General features: G+C 66.0%; 13 protein-coding genes and 1 tRNA gene. 3 read left to right on the forward strand and 11 right to left on the reverse strand.

Features of this window, described 5'->3' with window-relative positions; all coding sequences use genetic code 11:
* Positions 1-11 precede the first annotated feature (11 nt).
* Positions 12-944, reverse strand: a complete 933-nt coding sequence (locus LDO15_RS13760; protein ID WP_223979537.1) for an NAD(P)-dependent oxidoreductase — start codon at positions 942-944, stop codon at positions 12-14.
* 76 nt (positions 945-1,020) lie between these two features.
* Here LDO15_RS13760 and LDO15_RS13765 point away from each other — a divergent pair, with 76 nt between their 5' ends.
* On the forward strand, positions 1,021-2,085 hold the full coding sequence (locus tag LDO15_RS13765) for a D-2-hydroxyacid dehydrogenase (RefSeq protein WP_346655961.1): 1,065 nt from the start codon (positions 1,021-1,023) through the stop codon (positions 2,083-2,085).
* A 441-nt stretch (positions 2,086-2,526) separates the two neighbouring features.
* On the opposite strand, the gene LDO15_RS13770 is transcribed toward LDO15_RS13765, so the two are convergent.
* From LDO15_RS13770 to LDO15_RS13815, 10 genes are all read right to left on the reverse strand, one after another.
* On the reverse strand, positions 2,527-3,876 hold the full coding sequence (locus LDO15_RS13770; RefSeq protein WP_223979539.1) for an MFS transporter: 1,350 nt from the start codon (positions 3,874-3,876) through the stop codon (positions 2,527-2,529).
* Positions 3,877-4,087: 211 nt separating this feature from the next.
* Positions 4,088-4,885, reverse strand: a complete 798-nt coding sequence (locus tag LDO15_RS13775; RefSeq protein WP_223979540.1) for an IclR family transcriptional regulator — start codon at positions 4,883-4,885, stop codon at positions 4,088-4,090.
* Positions 4,886-5,055: 170 nt separating this feature from the next.
* Complete coding sequence (locus LDO15_RS13780) at positions 5,056-5,886, reverse strand: fumarylacetoacetate hydrolase family protein (RefSeq protein WP_223979541.1); 831 nt, start codon at positions 5,884-5,886, stop codon at positions 5,056-5,058.
* Between the two features lie 207 nt (positions 5,887-6,093).
* On the reverse strand, positions 6,094-6,384 hold the full coding sequence (locus LDO15_RS13785) for a hypothetical protein (RefSeq protein WP_223979542.1): 291 nt from the start codon (positions 6,382-6,384) through the stop codon (positions 6,094-6,096).
* Positions 6,385-6,470: 86 nt separating this feature from the next.
* The gene (locus LDO15_RS13790) at positions 6,471-7,730 is read right to left on the reverse strand and encodes a glycosyltransferase (protein WP_223979544.1); all 1,260 of its coding nucleotides are present in this window, start codon (positions 7,728-7,730) and stop codon (positions 6,471-6,473) included.
* 186 nt (positions 7,731-7,916) lie between these two features.
* Positions 7,917-8,516 (reverse strand): hypothetical protein, encoded by a 600-nt coding sequence (locus tag LDO15_RS13795; protein ID WP_223979545.1) that lies wholly within the window; start codon positions 8,514-8,516, stop codon positions 7,917-7,919.
* Between the two features lie 106 nt (positions 8,517-8,622).
* Positions 8,623-8,698, reverse strand: a tRNA-Val gene (locus tag LDO15_RS13800).
* 105 nt (positions 8,699-8,803) lie between these two features.
* The gene (locus LDO15_RS13805; protein ID WP_223979547.1) at positions 8,804-9,748 is read right to left on the reverse strand and encodes an NAD-dependent protein deacetylase; all 945 of its coding nucleotides are present in this window, start codon (positions 9,746-9,748) and stop codon (positions 8,804-8,806) included.
* 4 nt (positions 9,749-9,752) lie between these two features.
* On the reverse strand, positions 9,753-10,247 hold the full coding sequence (locus tag LDO15_RS13810; protein WP_223987379.1) for a peroxiredoxin: 495 nt from the start codon (positions 10,245-10,247) through the stop codon (positions 9,753-9,755).
* Positions 10,248-10,291: 44 nt separating this feature from the next.
* Complete coding sequence (locus LDO15_RS13815; protein WP_120949872.1) at positions 10,292-10,711, reverse strand: DUF3052 domain-containing protein; 420 nt, start codon at positions 10,709-10,711, stop codon at positions 10,292-10,294.
* Positions 10,712-11,147: 436 nt separating this feature from the next.
* Between LDO15_RS13815 and aceE the strand changes: the two genes are divergently transcribed.
* Together aceE and LDO15_RS13825 are read left to right on the forward strand one after the other, a co-directional pair.
* On the forward strand, positions 11,148-13,889 hold the full coding sequence (gene aceE, locus LDO15_RS13820; RefSeq protein WP_223979549.1) for a pyruvate dehydrogenase (acetyl-transferring), homodimeric type: 2,742 nt from the start codon (positions 11,148-11,150) through the stop codon (positions 13,887-13,889).
* Positions 13,890-14,145: 256 nt separating this feature from the next.
* Positions 14,146-15,390 (forward strand): helix-turn-helix domain-containing protein, encoded by a 1,245-nt coding sequence (locus tag LDO15_RS13825; protein ID WP_223979551.1) that lies wholly within the window; start codon positions 14,146-14,148, stop codon positions 15,388-15,390.
* The last annotated feature ends 57 nt before the right edge of the window (positions 15,391-15,447 follow it).

Genomic DNA, 15,447 nt, shown 5'->3' on the forward strand with positions numbered 1-15,447 from the left:
TTCGCTGATCCTCAATTGGTCGTGACTGCTGTGTTGTCTGTTGTGTTGATGCCGCTGAGATTCGAGATGGTTTGCCGCACGACGGCGAGGTCCCGGTCCCCCAGTCCCTGACGCTTCAGCTCCGCGTAGAGCCCGACGCCCGCCGTGGCCATCGGAACAGCGGCGCCGGCGGCTGCGGCACTGTCGAGCACGAAGGACAGGTCCTTGTGCATGAATTTGGCCGGGCCGGTAGGCTCATAGTCCTTCGCGGCGAGCCGCGGCCCCACGATGTCCAGGACCCGGCTGCCGGCCAGTCCGCCGGCGAGCACCTCATAGAGGGCGGCGACGTCCATGCCGGAGCGTTCGGCGAGTTCCGCGGCCTCGGCGAGCGCCGCCGTCGTGGTTCCCACGATGAGCTGGTTGCACGCCTTGGCGAGCGAGCCCGAACCCAGCGGTCCCAGCCGTCGCACGGTGCTGCCCATCGCGGTGAAGAGCGGCTGGAGCCGCTGGAAGTCCTCTTCGCTGGCGCCGGTCATGATGGCGAGGGTTCCGTCCGCCGCGCCCTGGGTGCCGCCGCTGACGGGAGCATCGACGACGACGGCGTTGCCGCCGCTTGCCGCCGCGACCCGCGCGCCGAAGTTCTTCACTGCCGACGGCGAGACGCTGCTCATGACCACCACGGCGGTTCCGGGGGCGGGCGGCTCCGCGGTCCAGCAGGCAAGCAGCCCGGCACTCGCGTCTTCGATGTAGGACAGATCCGGGAGCATGAAAACAATGACCGGCTTGTCCCGCAGCTCCGCGACCCCGGCCATCCGGGAGCCGCCGAGGGCCTCGAACTCCTCAAGCGCCGCCGGTGAGCGGTTCCAGGCGCTAACGGCCCATCCTGCCGCGAGGAGGTTTGCGGCCATGGGCGCGCCCATCAGCCCAAGGCCGACAAAGCCGGCTTCCTTGCGCTTCCTATCCATGCTGCCTCACTTCGTCGTGGCTGGTCTGTCCTGGTTAATCTTGGAAATCTGTTCAGCATTCTAGCCTCCATTCAGTATGATGAACACCATGACGACCAAAACCACCGTCGCGATCGCCGTCCCGCTCGAAGCAGAGCTAGTGGAACGCATCCGCGCCGTAGACCCCTCCGTAACCGTCCTCTACGAACCCGAGCTCCTGCCGCCGGAACGCTTTCCCGCGGACCATTCAGGGGATCCGGACTTCCGCCGGACTCCGGAACAGGAAGAGCGCTACTGGGACATGCTCAACAAGGCCCAGGTCCTCTACGGTTTCCCCAACGAAAGCCCGGCTGGTCTTGCCCGGATTGCCGCCAGCAACCCCCGGCTGGAGTGGATCCACGCCATGGCGGCCGGTGCCGGCGGCGCTGTGAAGGCCTCGGGCCTGGATGCCGCGACGCTGCAGAAATTCAAGGTCACCACCTCGGCCGGGGTGCACGCCCTGCCGCTGGCCGAATTCGCCGCCCTCGGCATCCTCAACGGCTTCAAGCGCAGCGCGGAACTGGCGCAGGACCAGGCGGCCAGGGTCTGGCCCGAGCTCCGCACCCCCACCCGGCTGGTCAACGGCTCCCGCCTGGTGGTCACCGGGCTGGGCGAGATCGGGCTCGAGACCGCACGGATTGCCCGCGCCCTGGGCATGCATGTCAGCGGCACTAAGCGGACCGTGGAGCCCATCGAGGGCATCGAGGAAGTCACAGGCAATGACGGCCTCGCCGGCCTGCTGGGCGCGGCCGACGCGGTCGTCAACACCCTTCCCGGCACGCCGTACACCGAGAAGCTCTTCGGCCGCGAAGTCTTCGCCTCCATGAAGCCCGGAACGGTGTTCGTCAACGTGGGCCGCGGGACGGTCGTGGACGAAGAGGCACTCCTGGAAGCGCTCGGAAACGGGCAGGTGTCCTACGCCTGCCTCGATGTGTTTGCCGTGGAGCCGCTCCCGCAGGACAGCCCGCTGTGGAACCACCCCCGGGTGATGGTGTCCCCGCACACTTCGGCCCTCAGCGCGGCCGAAAACCGGCTGATCGCCGAACGCTTCTGCAGCAACCTGCGGACGCATCTCGACGGCGGCGAACTTCCCCACCTCGTGGACACGGTCCACTTCTACTGAGTCACCAACCGACCTGGTCAATGATCTACTGAGCCACCGACCGTCACCACGCAACATGCAAAGGGCGGCCTCTCCGGAAACGGAGGGGCCGCCCTTTGCGTCGGGGTGTGCACGGCGCGCGCTTCCTGCCGGGCGAGCATGTTCCGCCCGGCGACGCGCACACTGCCCGGCGACACACTTCCCGCCACCCGACACACCCACCGCCCGCCGACACACTTCCCGCCACCCGACACACCCACCGCCCGCCGACACACCGCCCGCCCCGCGACACACCCACCGCCCGCCGACACACTTCCCGCCCTGCGACACCCGTATTCGGTCGCGCTGGGTATTTTGCGCGTCGCCAGGCACTCTCCGCAGCGCAAAAAGGCCGCGGCCTCCTCCTGTCGGAAGGGGCCGCGGCCTTTGGACTTGCCGGTCGCGCTGGTCCTGCGGGTACTTCTAGTGCGCATCCTCCGTCAGGAGGAGGTTGCGTCCCACCGTCTCCGGTGTGAAGAACGTGGTGCCGAACGAGATCAGTGCCAGCACCAGCGAGTAGATGGCGAGCACCAGCCAGGAGTGGTCCGTGGCGGCCAGCAGCGCGGCGCCCACCAGGGGAACCAGGCCGCCGGCCAGGACGGCGGAGAGCTCCCGGCTCATGGCCACGCCGGTGAACCGGTACTGCGAGCCGAAGAGTTCGGGCAGGAGCGGGCACTGCGGGCCAAGCATGGACTGAACACCGAGGGCGATGCCCACCACCATGACAATCCACACGAGCGTGACGTTGCCCAGCGTCACCAGATAGAACGCCGGCAGCGCGATGGCAGCCTGGAAGAGCGCACCGTAGCGGTAGACGGGCACGCGGCCGAACCTGTCGGAGAGCGCGCCGAACGTGATCACCATGACGGCGGCGAAGCCTGCGGCGATGAGCAGGCCCACCGGGCCGATGAACTTGTCGCCGGGAAAGACGCCGTCCTTGGCCGCCAGGAATGCGATGAGCAGGGCGGAGTAGATCGAGGAATTTCCGTTCTCACCCATCCGCAGGCCGATGCCGATCAGGACGTTTTTCTTGGAGTGCTTCCACAGCTGGCCGATGGGATTCTTGACCACATTCTTGTGCTTCTCGAGCTCTTGGAAGACCGGGGTCTCCTTCAGCCGGAGCCGAATGAAGATGGCCACTGCAATCAGGATCACGCTGGCCAGGAAGGGCACCCGCCACAGCCAGCCCTCCAGCACGGCCTTGTCGGCCATGGCAATGAGGGCAAACGTTCCGGCGCCGAGCAGTGTGCCCAGCTGGATGCCGACGAACGGCAGCGACGCGAAGAATCCGCGGCGTCGGCGCGGTGAGACCTCGGAAATCAACGTGGTGGCGCCGGCCTGTTCTGCTCCGGCGCCCAGTCCCTGCAGAATGCGCAGCGTCACCAGGAGAACGGCGCCCAGCATGCCGGCCTGTTCGTAGGTCGGCAGCAGGCCGATGGCAAAGCTGGCAGACCCCATCAGGCCGATGGTGAGGATGAGGACCATTTTGCGGCCGAACCTGTCGCCGATGTACCCGAAGACCATGCCGCCAAACGGCCGGGCCGCGAAGCCGACCCCGTACGTGGCGAACGATGCGATCAGGGCTCCGTCTTCGCCGAGCGGCTTGAAGAACAGCGGGCCGAAGATCAGGGCCGAGGCCAGGCCGTAGATGTAGAAGTCGTAGTACTCCAGCGCGGAGCCTACAGAGCTGGCAAGCGTTGCCCGTCGCAGCTGCTCCGGATCGACGACGGCGCCGTCCGCTTCAGCGAGCGGTGTATTAGTACTAGTTGTCACAAGCACTCCCTCAAGAACACTCCAGACCCCCGTTGGCCTGGTGGGATGTGAGCAACCCCTAAAGAGTCGATCACTATGTTGAACAGCGTACAGCATAGTGATCGACTAGCCAACGAGTAATCAGATTTATTCTTGGCCCGCTCCAGGGCTGCCAGTGATGCCGGTCCAGCACCTGAGACTGCATGCCCCAGGGTGGCCGTTCAGGGGGTTGCTAGCCCATGGGATTGCCGAGGGACCTGGCAAGGTCCTGCAGTTCCTTCACCATCATGGCGCCCTGCTCGTCCGAGTAGGTCGCCTTCAGCGCGGTCACCGACAGGCCCAGACTTGGACCGTGGGCCCCGCGGGTCGGAACGGCCACGGCCAGGCAGACTACGCCGGTCGTGGACTCCTCGTCCTCGAAGGCGTAACCGCGCTCTCGGATGACGGCGAGCTGCGCCTTGAGCTCGGCGCCCGTCCGCAGGGATTTCGGCGTCAGGACCGGCAGCTCGGCGTCGTCCGGGAACATCTCGTCGACGTCGTGGTCATGCAGCCGCGCAATAAGGGCCTTGCCGACGGCGCATAGGGACACGGGCATCTTGTCGCCGATGTTGGATGTCAGACGGACTGCCGGATGGCCTTCATAGCGGGCGAGATAGATGACGTTGGTGCCGTCCAGCATGGCGATGCGGACGGTCTCCCCCGACAGCGTCGGTGCCTGTTCACAGAACCGGTAGAACTCCTGGACCTCGTCGAGGCGGCTGAGGTACGCCGCGCCCAGCTCGACCAGCTTGCGCCCAAGGGTGAACTCCGCGCCTTGGCGGTGGATGAGCCTGGCTTCTTCGAGGGCGAGGAGGAGGTTGGATGTTGAGGACTTCGGGATTCCCAGCTCCCTTGCCAGGTCACTCAGCGTGAGGCGTCCGGTCGCGGACGCGGCCAGCGCCTCCAGAACGGCAGCGGCACGGGTGACGGCCGGTGCGGGCGATGTGCTGCCCAATCCGTCGGAGGGTCGGGAAACTCGGGAATCGGCCATGATTCTCCTTCAGGTATCGCGCGCCAGTCGCCGCGCCACTCATTCGAATGCCGTCCAGTCAGCTGAACAGTAACCATCATAATGGCTGGTGCCGTCACTCCGGACCCGAACGGACCGCCCACTTCCGGTCCCTGCTGGAACGTCAGCATTCCCGGCCGGACCGCCGGCCGTCAGGCGGCGCCCACGACGGGATTCGTGAGTTCGCCGATACCTGCAATATGGCAGGTGACAGTGTCGCCGGGAACGATTGGCGCGCACGCGGCGGGGAATCCCGTCAGCACGAGATCGCCAGGGTGAAGCGTCATGAAGGAGGTCAGATAGGTAAGGATTTCCTCCACCTTCCAGCCGAGATCGGCGGAACTGGCAGCTCTAAGCTCCGCCCCGTTGTGCCGGATTCCGATCGCCAGGTCCTCCCCGGTCAGGTCCGTGACGATCCATGGCCCCACGGGCGTGAACGTGTCCTGGCTTTTGGCACTGATCCACAACTCGTCGGATTCCTGCAGGTCCCTGGCGGAGACATCATTGCCGATGGTGTACCCCAGAATCACGCTTGTTGCGTTGGCCGGAGTCAACCCGCGGGCCTTGCGCCCGACGACGATTGTCAGTTCAGCCTCGGGCTCGACGCGGCCCACGCCCGGCCGGAGTTCGACTGGATCGCCCGGGCCGACCACACTTGTCGCCGCCTTGTGGAAAGCCTGCGGCGGAAGGTCCCGGCCTGCGCGGCCGGTATTGTGCGCCATGCCCAGGACGTTGGCCGGGGTGCTGGGCGCCAGGAAGGTGAACGATGTTTCGTTCACCTTCGCGCCGTTTTCCCATCCGCTGCGCGGCCGGCTGCCGGCGTTGGCCGCGGACGCAGGGAACGGGGTGCAGGTCACGGTCCACACTTTGCCTGCCTCACTGTCAAAATCCGGTGCGTCGTTGGCGACGAAGAAATATTCATCCTCGGCAACAGGGGCAACAGGGCGGACTCTGGCTATGCGGCGGGCACTCGTGGCGGTCATGGACACATCCTAGGCGGAAGGGACTCCGGGCCCGTGATTAGGCCATCGATTGGGGTATTTCGGCCGTCCGTAACCCCGCTGGCGTGTTTCACATTTCCAAATGTTCACGGTATATTCATAACAAGCCTTCCACCGCGGCATCCCCCAATAGTCGCGGTGGAAGGCTTTTCCAATGCCCGGATTTAGCCCGGTTCCGGTGCCCGAAGCCTAGGCGGCGTCCGCGACTTCGTCCCGGAGCCGCCAGCCGCCGCCGAGGCCGTCCCGGATCAGTTCCATGGTGGTGAGGGCCGATCCGCGGTTGCGGCCAAGCCTTGCCTGGACCTGCCACACCTCGACGTCAACGCGGCTCAGTCCTTTCGGCATCCGGCGCTCTGCCTCCCACCAGCTGACCCTTTCGAACCAGCGGACCGGCTCGGCCCCGATCAACCATTCCCTGCCGCCGCGGACGACGGCCTGCGGCCGCCCGTCCGGGCCTGTCTTAACTGTCACGTGCTCCATTCCCGTCACACTAGGGCGGAGCTCGGACATTTTGGGAGCCCGGACCGGCGGCGGAGTCCCGGGGCCAGTAACTCCGGGATGAATCCTCAGTCGGCGTGCACGGCCACGACGCGAGGCTGGCGCAGGCGGATGAAGACGTCTGCCGGCTGATGGTTCTTGCCCGTCAGCGTGATACCGGAGATGCTGACGCCCTCGGGCATGAGTATGCTGTGGCGCACCAGCCCGTTTGATTTGCGGGACCATGCCTGGCGGCTCAGACCGAGCTTGGAATTCCGCTTCAACCCCAGAGTGGATTCATCCAGTTCATCGGCGCCCTCGAGGTGGTAGGAGACCTCCGCGAAGCCGCCCTGAAGGTTCGCGGCCGATTCGAACTCAAATTCAAACTCAATCAGCCCCGCATCCGCTTTCAGCGGAAACTTGAGTACCGTCTCCGCCGTGAGCTGCAGGGGTTCAGCACCAGGCGCCGACAGCTCATGCAATACAGACTCGCCGGCAACCATATCGCCGATCAGGCTCGGCCATTTTTCGGCGGAAACGTCCGCGGCCCGCACCACCGGCAGCTTCTCAAGACGCGCCAGCGAGTCCGCAACGCGTTCATGGGGGGTCGCGTTCAGCGTCGAGTCCTGGTCCCCGTGACGGATCTGAAAGAACATGTGATCCCTCGAGTCCAGAATCGTCGGCATCACGGTATCAACCTTGTGGTGATGGCCAGGCCTGGTCGCGGTGAAGCGTCCCCGGCTCGGGTCGAAGGCGGACACGAACGCCATTCCCTGTGCGGACTTCGGGTGATAGAACTCCCGAAGATTCACGAGCTCGTGCTCCCCCCGGTACGCCGTCAGACCCAGACCGAAGGAGATCGCCATTCCGATGTGATTCGCGGACCGGTACGTTTCCAGGCACGTCAGGTAGTCCGCGGCGAGTACGTCGTCGTCGTCGAGGCGGAACCACATCACCGGCTGGACGTCGTCGTCCGCCGCGAATTTGCCGGCAAGATCTTCTTCGATGAGGGGGGTGACCTCCTCGATCCCCGTTCCGCGGACGGATTTGTTCCACTCCACGGGGATCAGGAAGGGGTGTTCACTGGCGGCAGCGAACAGCAGTTGCTTGTGGCGCTCGGGGAGCAGCTCGGAATACAGGACGAAGTGCTTGTAGTCATGGTTCGACGCCATGGCGGCAAGCGCGGGCACGGACTTCCCGAAGAACACGTCGGCCCGCATCTGCAGGCGCTGTTCCGAGAAAAGATAGTCCTTGTAGTCCTCCTGGGTCTTGAATACCCCGCTCCGTGACGTCTTCCACGACGGCGATCCGGGCGAGAAGAGGCTGTAGCGTGTGACGCCGTAGAACATGGTGATCCCCCAGGGGTCTCTCGGTGCTGAACAAATCACCTAACTCTACCCGGTAGCTATCCCCGCGGGTGACGCCGGCAGCGCCCATGGCAAGCGCCAGCCTGCCGCTCGGCTTAGTGCGCTAGCCCAGGTCGCTGACGGCGTACTCTTCGGGGATGTCGCCGAAATCTGGCGTGCGGGACCAGTTCACGTTGGCCCTGAGCTTGCGAGCCGGGACCCCGCGTAGACCGCCCGGGGCTCAGCTTTCCCGCTGAGGACTGACGCCCGGGCGAGCACCATGCCAGATCCAAGGACGGCGCCCTTGATCACCCGGGGGCCGTTCCCGATCCACACATGATCCTCGATCACGAAGGGCCGCGGAGCATTGATTCGCTGCTGAGTGCCGGCATCGAATATGCCGCATCTGTCATCGTTGCGGATCATGATGTCGTTGGAGAACATGCAGTCCCGTCCAATAGTCACGGACTCCCCGCTGCCAACGATGGTCGAGCCGGATTCCCGCGTGGTGTTGTCCCCGAAGACAAGGGTGGACCCGTTGCCTGGCATGGAGACAGCCCCGCTCTTGAAGCGGACGTTACGCCCGATCACCAGCTGCAGATTACGTCCGCGCATGGTGATCTTCGTCCGGTTCAGGATCGCATCGTCCCCGATCCCAAGAGTGTTCCGAGTTCCCTGAATCACCCGCTCAACCTTCGGGTCAAAGCTCACGCCCTCGCCGTCAGTGACGCTGCGGAGTCGCCCCTCAACGACGCTGCGCAGCGGCATCAGCGGAAACTGGGCGCCCATGACAATACGGAACCCGGCCGGAACTCTACGGAATTCGACACGCCCGGCGTGGACGCAAAAACCCCGCCGGTCCGGGAATTATCCAGACCGACGGGGTTAGAGAAATTGGTGGGTCCTACCGGGATCGAACCGATGACATCCACGGTGTAAACGTGGCGCTCTACCAGCTGAGCTAAAGACCCAAACCGTGGAATCCGCGCCTCAGCGCTTCAACCAACGAACAGCTACTGTACCGGATGTCCCCGGCCCAGCGCCAATCGCCAAGCGCCCGTCCCGTCCCGCTGCCCCTACAGGGGCGGCAGCTCGGCGGCGAGCCAGGTCAGTGCCCCGCTGACGCCGGCATCAAGCTTGATGGTGGCGAGATTGTCGCCGCGGGTCACCCCCCTGTTAATGATGACCACGGCTTTGCCCTGTTTCGCCGCGTGGCGGACAAAACGCAGGCCGCTCATCACGGTGAGGGACGAGCCTGCGACCAGCAGGGCCCGGGCCGCGTCGACCATGGCGTACGAGCGTTCCACCCGGTCCTTGGGCACGTTTTCTCCGAAGTACACGAAGTCCGGCTTCAGGGTTCCCCCGCAGGCGGGACAGCGGGCGACGACGAAGGACCCGATCAGCCCGGCGTCCTCGACTGTGGCGTCGGCGTCGGGAGCCATTTCAATTACCCCGGCGGCCTGAGCCTGTTCCAGGAACCCGGGGTTGAGCTCCTCCAGGACCCCGGCCAACAGCCGGCGGCTGTACCGCCGGTGGCAGTCCAGGCACACCACCTGGTCGAACCGGCCGTGCAGGTCCACCACGTTGATGCTGCCGGCGTCCTCGTGGAGACGGTCCACGTTCTGGGTGATGAGTCCGGTGAGCAGCCCGCGGTGCTCCAGCCGGGCCACCGCGGCGTGGCCCTCATTGGGGTCCGCACGGCGCAGATGCGACCAGCCGATGTGGTTGCGGGCCCAGTAGCGCTGCCGGTTTTCCGGTTCGCCGATGAATTCCTGGTAGGTCATGGGGGCGCGTGGGGCGGCGCCGGGCCCGCGGTAGTCCGGGATGCCCGAATCCGTGCTCAGCCCGGCACCGGTCAGCACCGCGAACCGTCCCCCGGCAAGGAGCCCGTGGATCCCCTGCAGGACCTCGAGCTCGCTTGACCGGAGTTCCGCTGAAGTATCGCCGCCGGTCCCGGCAGCCGTGACCGGCGGGAGGCTGGCAAAACCAGTCATGCCGATTCCTGGTCTGCGCTGCCTCAACGGCTCAGTTCCCGCCGAGTCCCGCCAGGGCGGCCCGGTATTCGGCAAGGTCCCTGGCCTGGCCGCGGGGATTCACCACGATGTAGCGGACAATTCCCGCCGCGTCGATGATGAAGGTGCCTCGCAGTGCCATGCCGCTGTCGGCGTCGAACACCCCGTAGGCCGACGCGACGGCGCCGTGCGGCCAGAAGTCGGCGAGCAGGTCGAAGCTGTAGCCTTCCTTCTCGGCGTAGGCCCGCTGGGCGAACTTGCTGTCCACCGAGACTGCCAGCACGGTGGCCTCGGCATTCTCGAAGAGCCCCAGGTTGTCCCGGATTTCGCACAGTTCACCGGTGCAGATGCCCGAGAAGGCGAAGGGATAGAAGACAACCACGACGTTGCGCCCGCGCAAGTCTGAGAGCCGGACCGGTTCGCCAAACTGGTTGGCGAGCTCGAAGTCCGGTGCGGGATCGCCGACGGCCGGCACACGGCCGGCACCAGGGATCGCGCCGGCGGGCAGCGCATCGGCAGCCCCCGCAGTGGCACCGTACTGGACCGCTTGAGTCACTTGTTCTTCCGCGTGACCAGCCGGGTGGCGCTCCAGTCCTTCGAGACGCCGGCGGAGGTGGTGTAGTGCAGTCCCGCGGTGGGCGCGGCGTCCTGAATGTCCGCCGGCGACACGTAGCCGACCCGGCCGGACTTGGGCGTCAAGACCCATACAACGCCACCCTCCGTAAGAGTGGTCAGCGAATCGACCAGGGTGTCGACGAGGTCTCCGTCGCCGGCCCGCCACCACAAAATGGCGGCATCGACAACCTCGTGATCATCTTCATCCAGAAGCTCAGAGCCCGTGAGATCTTCGATGTCGTCACGCAAGTCGAAGTCGACGTCCTCGTCATAACCGAATTCCTGAATCAGGTCCCCGTCTTTGAAACCCAGTTTCTCCGCCACATTTACCGAAGTGGCGGCGTCGGCCTCGCTCACGTGTTGCTCCTATGCTTTGTGAAGTGCTTTATGTTTTCAACGGCACTAGTGATTTCCATTACTCCAAGCCAACACCCTTTGAGCCCTCGCTTCAAGCTGTTGGCCCCGCGATCCGCCATATTCTGCGTCACACAGGGCGATCCAAGCGCTGCAGGACAGTGCTTGGTCACACAACCAGTATGCCCGTGAAATACGACGGAGGGTCCATGCGGCGGCTACGCATCCGTCAGCTCGCACGGCTAGAGTGGCTGATGACGACTACGCCTGCGCGGGCAACCGCCCTGCTGACACAGGCAGGCGTACCGTGATTGGACCTTGCCCGGCGCATACGACCGGGCTGTTGTAACCGATATGTCGCACACGTCGCGTTCACGCCAGGCAGTCACCCTGCCCGGAGCTGAGGGTGCCGATAGATGCGCTCAAAGAGAGGTTGGACGTGGCTGCAGGAGAAGATACCTCCCATATCCTCAGCGGGTTGACAAACCAGCTGCCTGATCGTGATCCGGAAGAGACCGCCGAGTGGCTGGAGTCCCTGGATACCCTGATTCAGGAACAGGGCACGGAGCGTGCCCGGTACATCATGCGCAGCCTGCTTCAGCGGGCCGGGGCGCAGAGCGTGGGTGTTCCGATGGTCACCACCACGGATTACGTCAACACGATCCCGGTGGACCAGGAGGCCCCGTTCCCGGGGGACGAGGAGATCGAGCGGAAGTACCGGGCGTGGCTGCGCTGGAACGCCGCGGTCATGGTGCACCGGGCGCAGCGGGCGGACATCGGGGTCGGCGGGCATATCTCGACCTATGCCGGGGCCGCGACCCTGTACGAGGTCGGCTTCAACCACTTCTTCCGCGGCAAGGACCACCCCGGCGGCGGGGACCAGGTCTTCTTCCAGGGCCACGCCTCCCCCGGCATGTACGCCCGGGCCTTCATGGAGGGCCGGCTGAGCGAGGAGGACCTGGACGGGTTCCGGCAGGAGAAGTCCAAGGAGGGCCACGCCCTGTCCTCCTACCCGCACCCGCGGCTGATGCCCGGGTTCTGGGAGTTCCCCACGGTCTCGATGGGCATCGGGCCGATGAACGCGATCTACCAGGCCCAGTCCAACCGGTACCTGCACAACCGCGGCATCAAGGACACCTCCGACCAGCAGGTCTGGGCGTTCCTGGGCGACGGTGAAATGGACGAGCCCGAGTCCCGCGGCCTGCTCCAGCTCGCCGCGAACGACAAGCTGGACAACCTGAACTTCGTGATCAACTGCAACCTCCAGCGCCTGGACGGGCCGGTGCGCGGCAACGGCAAGATCATGCAGGAACTCGAGGCGTTCTTCCGCGGCGCGGGCTGGAACGTCATCAAGGTCGTCTGGGGCCGGGAGTGGGATGACCTGCTCGCCCGGGACCGGGACGGCTCCCTGGTCAAGGTCATGAACGAGACCGTCGACGGGGACTACCAGACCTACAAGGCCGAGTCCGGCGCGTTCGTCCGCGAGCACTTCTTCGGCCAGACCCCGCAGACCAAGGAACTCGTCCAGGACCTCACGGATGATCAGATCTGGAACCTCAAGCGCGGCGGGCACGACTACAACAAGGTCTACGCCGCGTACAAGGCCGCGACCGAGTTCAAGGGCAAACCCACCGTCATCCTGGCCCACACGGTCAAGGGCTACGGCCTGGGCACCCACTTCGAGGGCCGCAACGCCACGCACCAGATGAAGAAGCTCACCCTCGCGGACCTCAAGGCCTTCCGCGACCACCTGCGCATCCCCTTCACCGACGACCAGCTCGAAGCCGACCCCTACCGGCCCCCGTACTACCACCCCGGCCCCGACGCCCCCGAGATCCAGTACCTCATGGAACGCCGCCGCGCCCTGGGCGGCTTCGTCCCCGAACGCCGCTCCAAGCACACTGAGATCACACTGCCGGACGAGAAGGCCTACGAAGTCGCCAACCGCGGCTCCGGCAAGCAGTTGGCGGCCACCACCATGGCCTTCGTGCGCCTGCTCAAGGACCTCATGCGGGACAAGAACTTCGGCCAGCGGATCGTGCCGATCATCCCCGATGAGGCCCGCACCTTCGGCATGGACGCGTTCTTCCCGACCGCGAAGATCTACAACCCGAACGGGCAGAACTACCTCTCCGTGGACCGCGACCTCGTCCTGGCCTACAAGGAGTCCATCTCCGGCCAGATCGTGCACGCCGGGATCAACGAGGCCGGCTCCGTCGCCGCGTTCACGGCCGCGGGCACGTCCTACGCCACGCACGGCGAACCGCTGGTGCCGATCTACGTGTTCTACTCGATGTTCGGCTTCCAGCGCACCGGCGATTCCTTCTGGGCCGCCGCGGACCAGATGACCCGCGGGTTCATCATCGGCGCCACCGCCGGCCGCACCACCCTGACCGGCGAAGGCCTGCAGCACGCCGACGGCCACTCCCCGATCCTCGCCGCCACCAACCCGGCCGTCGTTACCTACGACCCCGCCTACGGCTACGAGATCGGCGTCATCATGCGCGACGGGCTCGAACGGATGTACGGTCCGGACTCCACCGACCGGAACCTGATGTACTACATCACGGTCTACAACGAGCCGATCTCCCAGCCGGCAGCCCCGGCTGAGCTCGACGTCGAAGGCATCACCAAGGGCATCTACCTGCTCGCACCGGCCAAAATCGACGGCCCGCGCACGCAGATCCTGGCCTCCGGTGTCTCCGTGCCGTGGGCGCTGGAAGCCCAGCGGATCCTCGCCGAGGACTGGGGCGTCTCCGCCGACGTCTGGTCCGTGACGTCCTGGAGCGAACTGCGCCGCGACGCCATGGCCGCCGAGGAGGAAGCCTTCCTCAACCCCGGTCAGCCCGCCCGGGTCCCGTTCGTCACCCGGCAGCTCGCCGGCGCCACCGGACCCATCGTGGCGGTCACCGACTACATGAAAGCCGTCCCGGACCAGATCCGGCAGTTCCTCCCGAACGAGTTCGCCTCGCTCGGCGCGGACGGCTTCGGCTTCTCCGACACCCGCGCCGCAGCCCGCCGCTTCTTCAAGAACGACATCCACTCGGTAGTGGTCCGTTCCCTGCAGATGCTGGCACGCCGCGGCGAAGTCGATGCCCAGGCTCCGGCCCAGGCGATCGAGAAGTACCGTCTGCTCAACGTGAACGCCGGCACCACCGGCAATGCGGGCGGCGACTCCTAACCGGGGCACCGCCCGGGCTGCGAGGCCAGGCACCGCGTTCGACGGCGGTTCCCACCGAAAAGTGGGGACCGCCGTCGGGCGTTTAACCGCACCGTTTCCCTCCCGCCTCCCCCACCATCCCGCTCCCCATATCGAGCACTACCTGCCGCCGTCGCTGCCTCACCATCTCCCTCCGGGGGCGCTGTGACGCAGGACAACGGCAGTTGTAGCCTTCGCACAAATGGAGCTTGGACGGCGCGCCCCGTATGCTCGATGCATGGCAGAGCCGATCACCACTCCCGAAAAACGCAAACCGGCCTCGAGGGCGATGACGCCAGAGAAGGCCGAGACGCTTAAGAAACTCCGGGCCAGCGTGGGCCAGCTGTCGACGACGACGCTCCGCCAGCTGGAGAAATCACTGCCGTGGTACAGCCGGCTGAACTCCGACGAACGCTCCGCCCTGGGCATGGTGGCCCAGAACGGCATCGCCGCGTTTGTCACCTGGTACGAGCGGCCCAGCTCCCCGTCGTGGATCCTCTCCGATGTCTTTGGCACCGCGCCCACCGAGCTCACCCGCTCCATCAGCCTCCAGAAGGCCCTCCAGCTCATCCGGATCGTCGTGGAAGTCGTGGAGGACCAGGTCCCGGTCATCGCCCCGGAAGCGGACCAGTCGGCCCTCCGCGAAGCCGTGCTGCGCTACTCGCGGGAAGTCGCCTTCGCCGCCGCCGACGTCTATGCCCGCGCCGCGGAATCCCGCGGCTCCTGGGACACCCGCCTGGAAGCCCTGATTGTCGATGCCATCCTCCGCGGCGAGAACACGGACGCGCTGCGGTCCAGGATCGCGGCCCTGGGCTGGAAAGCGCAGGAACGCTTCACCGTGATGGTCGGAAATTCTCCCTCCGAACCAAGCGCCAGCTACGTCAGCGAACTGCGCCGCACCGCGGGACGCTTTGCCGAGGACGCCCTCGTGGGGATCCAGGGCGACCGCCTCATCCTGATCCTCGGCGGGGTCCAGGACCGGGAAACCGCATACCTGAAACTCAGCGAGCTCTTCGCGCCCGGACCGGTGGTCTACGGGCCCGAGGCCGGGTCCCTCCTGGAGGCCAGCGGTTCCGCCCAGTCGGCCTTCGCCGGCCTCACCGCGGCCCGGGCGTGGCCCTCCGCGCCGCGCCCGGTGGCGGCCGACGACCTGCTCCCCGAGCGCGTGATCTCCGGCGACGACGCGGCCCGCCGCTCCCTGGTCAAGAACATCTACCGCCCCCTGCTGGCCGCCTCCAACGGGCTCGTGGAAACCCTGGGCACGTACCTGGAACTGGGCCATTCACTCGAGGCGACGGCCCGGGAACTCTTCGTCCATGCCAACACGGTGCGCTACCGGCTCAAGCGCGTCTGTGACGTCACGGGCTGGGATCCGCTCCTGCCGCGGGAGGCGTTCGTGCTCCAGACCGCCCTCGTGGTGGGCCGGCTTTCGGCCCCGCCGAAGGCCCCTGCCGAGCGTCAGCCTCCCCGCAACGGGTCATAATCCGTTGTAGACTTCCTACAAACTGACCCAGTGAGCTTGGTGCATGAAAACACGAAT

The sequence above is a fragment of the Arthrobacter sp. NicSoilB8 genome (assembly GCF_019977355.1).
Taxonomy (GTDB): Bacteria; Actinomycetota; Actinomycetes; order Actinomycetales; family Micrococcaceae; genus Arthrobacter.